This is a genomic window from Kitasatospora sp. NPDC004799, from assembly GCF_040609095.1.
GTDB lineage: Bacteria > Actinomycetota > Actinomycetes > Streptomycetales > Streptomycetaceae > Kitasatospora.
The window spans coordinates 1-4,070 of sequence record NZ_JBEXJK010000572.1 but is presented as its reverse complement, the minus strand read 5'-3'; the positions used below and the strand labels follow the sequence as shown (position 1 = coordinate 4,070).

4 protein-coding genes are annotated in these 4,070 nt (G+C 74.3%); all 4 read left to right on the top strand.

From position 1 onward, the window contains the following. Positions 1-196 precede the first annotated feature (196 nt). The 4 genes from ABZW03_RS38230 to ABZW03_RS38215 all read left to right on the top strand — a co-directional run bounded on the left by ABZW03_RS38230 (position 197) and on the right by ABZW03_RS38215 (position 3,614). Complete coding sequence (locus ABZW03_RS38230; protein ID WP_355269094.1) at positions 197-1,399, top strand: MFS transporter; 1,203 nt, start codon at positions 197-199, stop codon at positions 1,397-1,399. After that, positions 1,312-1,683, top strand: coding sequence for a nuclear transport factor 2 family protein (locus tag ABZW03_RS38225; RefSeq protein ID WP_355269096.1), 372 nt, complete (start codon positions 1,312-1,314; stop codon positions 1,681-1,683). Before ABZW03_RS38230 ends, ABZW03_RS38225 begins: the two co-directional genes overlap by 88 nt. Positions 1,684-1,695: 12 nt before the next feature. Continuing rightward, complete coding sequence (locus ABZW03_RS38220) at positions 1,696-2,526, top strand: aldo/keto reductase (RefSeq protein ID WP_355269093.1); 831 nt, start codon at positions 1,696-1,698, stop codon at positions 2,524-2,526. A gap of 80 nt (positions 2,527-2,606) precedes the next feature. Beyond that, positions 2,607-3,614: a TIGR03571 family LLM class oxidoreductase gene (locus ABZW03_RS38215; RefSeq protein ID WP_355269091.1), complete on the top strand. Its 1,008-nt coding sequence runs from the start codon at positions 2,607-2,609 to the stop codon at positions 3,612-3,614. Positions 3,615-4,070: the final 456 nt, after the last annotated feature.

The following is a 4,070-nucleotide window of genomic DNA, read 5'->3' as shown; positions in this document are numbered from 1 at the left end:
CCGGGCCCCGCGCCGTCCTAACCGCACCCGCGGCTCGGACGGGCCGGGCCCGGTCGCGTTCCCGCGGCCGTCCGCGGCGCCCACCCCCGCCCCACGGCGCATGCACCCTATCCGCGCTTGCGCATATCGCGCGTCTGCAACTATTGTTTAAGCACGCAAGGCGCTCACTCAAGCAATCACAGAAGGGTTCGGGCCCATGCCTCTCGCTCTCATCGCCCTGGCCATCGGCGCGTTCGGGATCGGGACGACCGAGTTCGTGATCATGGGACTCCTGCCCCAGATCGCCGACGACTACGGCGTCTCCATCCCGAACGCGGGCCTGCTGGTCACCGGCTACGCCCTCGGCGTGGTCATCGGCGCCCCGCTGATGACCGCCCTCGGGACCCGGATCAGCCGCAAGACCATGCTGATGCTGCTGATGGGCCTGTTCGTCGTCGGCAACCTGCTCTCCGCGTTCGCCCCGTCCTTCCCCGTGATGCTGGCCGGGCGCATCGTGACCTCGCTCGCCCACGGCGCCTTCTTCGGCATCGGCTCCGTCGTCGCCGCCGACCTCGTCGCCCCGCAGAAGAAGGCCGGCGCCATCGCCACCATGTTCACCGGCCTGACCGTCGCCAACATCGTCGGCGTGCCGCTGGGCACCTTCATCGGCCAGGCCGTCGGCTGGCGCGCCACCTTCGCCGGCGTCGCCGTGCTCGGCGTGGTCGGCCTGCTCGGCATCGCCAAGCTCGTCCCCGCCCTGCCCCGCCCCGAGGGCGCCCACCTGCGCCGGGAGCTGACCGCCTTCCGCAACCCCCAGGTGCTGCTCGCGATGGCGATGACCGTGCTCGGCTTCGGCGGGGTCTTCGCCGCCATCACCTACATCGCCCCGATGATGACCGACGTCGCCGGCTACTCCGAGGGCGCCGTCACCTGGCTGCTGGTGCTGTTCGGCGTCGGCATGTTCCTCGGCAACCTGCTGGGCGGGCGCTACGCCGACCGCAAGCTGATGCCGATGCTCTACACCACCCTCGGCGGGCTGGCCGTGGTGCTGGCGCTGTTCACCCTCACCGCCCACAACAAGATCCTCGCCGCCGTCACCGTCGTCCTCGTCGGAGCCCTCGGCTTCGCCACCGTCCCCCCGCTGCAGAAGCGGGTCCTGGACCAGGCCCACGGCGCCCCCACCCTGGCCTCCGCCGTCAACATCGGCGCCTTCAACCTCGGCAACGCGCTCGCCGCCTGGCTCGGCGGGGCCGTCATCGCCGCCGGCCTCGGCTACACCGCCCCGAACTGGGTCGGCGCCGCCCTCGCCGCGGCCGCCCTGCTGCTGGCCTTCTGGTCCGCCGCCCTGGAGCGCCGCGACCACGCCCGTGCGGCCGTCACCCCGGGCGCGGCTCCCCGCCACGCCGCCCTGCACCACTGACCATCGACCTACCGGCACCCACCGAGGACACCGTCCTCATCACCCCCGAGGGCGCGTTCCAGGGCCACGACGGGGTCCGGCGGGTCATCGGCCGCCTCCTGGCCGACCTCCCGGACGCCGACTGGCAGCTGGACCCGCAGTTCGCGGGCGGGGTGCTGTTCCTCCGCTGGACCGCCGCCACCGCCACCCACCAGGTCTTCGACGGCGTCGACACCTTCGTCTTCCGCGACGGACTCATCAGCGCCCAGACCGTCCACTACACCCTCACCGACCGCACCGCCTGAAGGAGCACGACCGTGACCACCCCCACCGTCCCCACCGTGAAGCTGAACAACGGCGTCGAGATCCCCCAGCTCGGCTTCGGCGTCTTCCAGGTCCCCGACGACCAGACCACCGCCGCCGTCGCCGCCGCCCTGGAGGCCGGCTACCGCAGCATCGACACCGCCGCCATCTACGGCAACGAGACCGGCGTCGGCCGCGCCCTGGCCGCCTCCGGCGTGGCCCGCGAGGACCTGTTCGTCACCACCAAGCTGTGGAACGCCGACCAGGGCTACGACGCCACCCTGCGCGCCTTCGACGCCAGCCTCGACAAGCTCGGCCTGGACACCGTCGACCTCTACCTCATCCACTGGCCCACCCCGGCCCGCGACCTCTACCTGGACTCCTGGCGCGCCCTCGAGCGCCTCGTCGAGGAGAAGCGCATCCGCGCCGCCGGCGTCTCCAACTTCCAGCCCGCCCACCTCCAGCGCCTGCTGGACAACAGCTCGCTGGTGCCCGCCGTCAACCAGGTCGAGCTGCACCCCGGCCTCCAGCAGGCCGAGCTGCGCGCCTTCCACGCCGAGCACGGCATCGCCACCGAGGCCTGGAGCCCGCTCGCCCAGGGCGCCGTCCTGGACGACCCGGCGATCACCGCCGTCGCCGAGCGCACCGGCAAGTCCCCCGCCCAGGTCGTGCTGCGCTGGCACCTGCAGCTCGGCAACATCGTCATCCCCAAGTCGGTCACCCCGGCCCGCATCCGGCAGAACCTCGACGTCTTCGACTTCGAGCTGACCGAGCAGGACATGGCCGCCGTCGCCGCCACCGACCGCAACCTGCGCACCGGCCCGCACCCGGACCAGTTCAACTGACCCGCACCGCACCGAACTCCCGTCCCGGGCGGTCGCACCGCCGCCCGGGACGGGTCTTTTTTTCCCCTGAGGACCCCGCCATGGCACTGCCCCACCCCGCACCGGCCCTCCCCGCGCTCGCCCGGCTGGCCCCCGCCGACGGCCGGCTGACCATCGGCCTGGAACTGCCCCTGGACAACGACTGGGGCCAGGACCGCGGCCGGGCCGACCGCGCAGCCGGCCGCCCCTTCGGCGTCCCCGACCTCGCCGAGCACGCCCGCCTCGCCCAGCTCGCCGACCGCCTCGGCTTCGCCGCCCTGTGGGTGCGCGACGTCCCGCTGTACGACCCCGTCCAGTTCGGCGACGCCGGCAGCGTCTTCGAGACCTTCACCCACCTCGGCCACCTCGCCGCCCTCACCCGCGACGCGGTCCTCGCCACCGGCGCGATCGTCCTGCCGCTGCGCGAACCGCTGCTGGTCGCCAAGGCCGCCGCCACCGTCGACGTGCTCTCCGGCGGCCGCCTGCTGCTCGGCCTGGCCAGCGGCGACCGCCCCGTGGAGTACCCGCTGTTCGACCGCGACTTCCACGGCCGCGGCGAGGCCTTCCGCACCGGCGTCCAGACCCTGCGCGCCGCCTGGCGCCCCGGCCCGCTGGAAGTGCCCGCCGCCGGGCTCGGCGCCGACCGGCAGCTGGAGGTCCTGCCCAGGCCCGTCCACCCCGCCGGCATCCCGATCGCCGTCGCCGGCGGCGCCCAGCAGAGCCCCGAGTGGATCGCCGAGCACGCCGACGCCTCCCTCAACTACCCGCGCGACCTGGGCGCGCTGCGCCTGCGGATACGCCAGTGGCGCGACCTCGCCGGCGACAAGCCCTACCTGACGCCGATGGTGCTCACCCTCGCCGAGGACCCGGCCACCGCGCCGCACCCCATCCGGCTCGGCCTCAGCACCGGGCGCACCGCCCTGATCGAGCACCTGGGCCTGATGTCCGACCTCGGCGTCGCCCACGTCTCCTTCAACCTGCGCCCCAACGACCGCCCCGTCGACGAGCTCCTCCACGAACTCGCCGAGGAGGTCCTCCCGCACGTCGCCGCCCCCACCCGCCACGGCTGAGCTCCGCCCCACCGCCCGCGTCCCGCCCGGGGACGCGGGCGGACGCGCAGGCGGCGGCACCGCGAACGGCGCACCAGTGCACGCCGGTTGGGGCCCCGGCCGGGGTCCGGCGCGCATCGGCGCCGAAGACCGGACGGCACACCGAAGGCCCGAGACCACAGCGAACCGTTCTCCCCGCCCGCCTCCCGCCCCGGGACGCGGGCGAACGCGCAAGCGACGGCACACCGCGAACGACACACCGCCGCACGACAGTTCGGACCGCCTGCGGGGCCTGCCCCACCGCCGACCGCCTACCCTCCACCGGGGCGCCCAGCCGGAAACCGGCGGGCCACCGCGCAGCACGGACCCGTCGGCCTGCTCAGCGCGGGAACTCACCCCGGCCGAGGGCTGCCGCGCGTCGGCGCCGAGGGCCGGACGGTACGCCGGGGGCCCGAGGCCACGGCGCACCGTTCTTCC

What these genes read in the sequence shown, in the direction of transcription:
- ABZW03_RS38230 (WP_355269094.1), top strand. Translation starts at nt 197, where the DNA reads ATGCCTCTCGCTCTCATCGCCCTGGCCATCGGCGCGTTCGGGATCGGG.
- ABZW03_RS38215 (WP_355269091.1), top strand. Translation starts at nt 2,607, where the DNA reads ATGGCACTGCCCCACCCCGCACCGGCCCTCCCCGCGCTCGCCCGGCTG.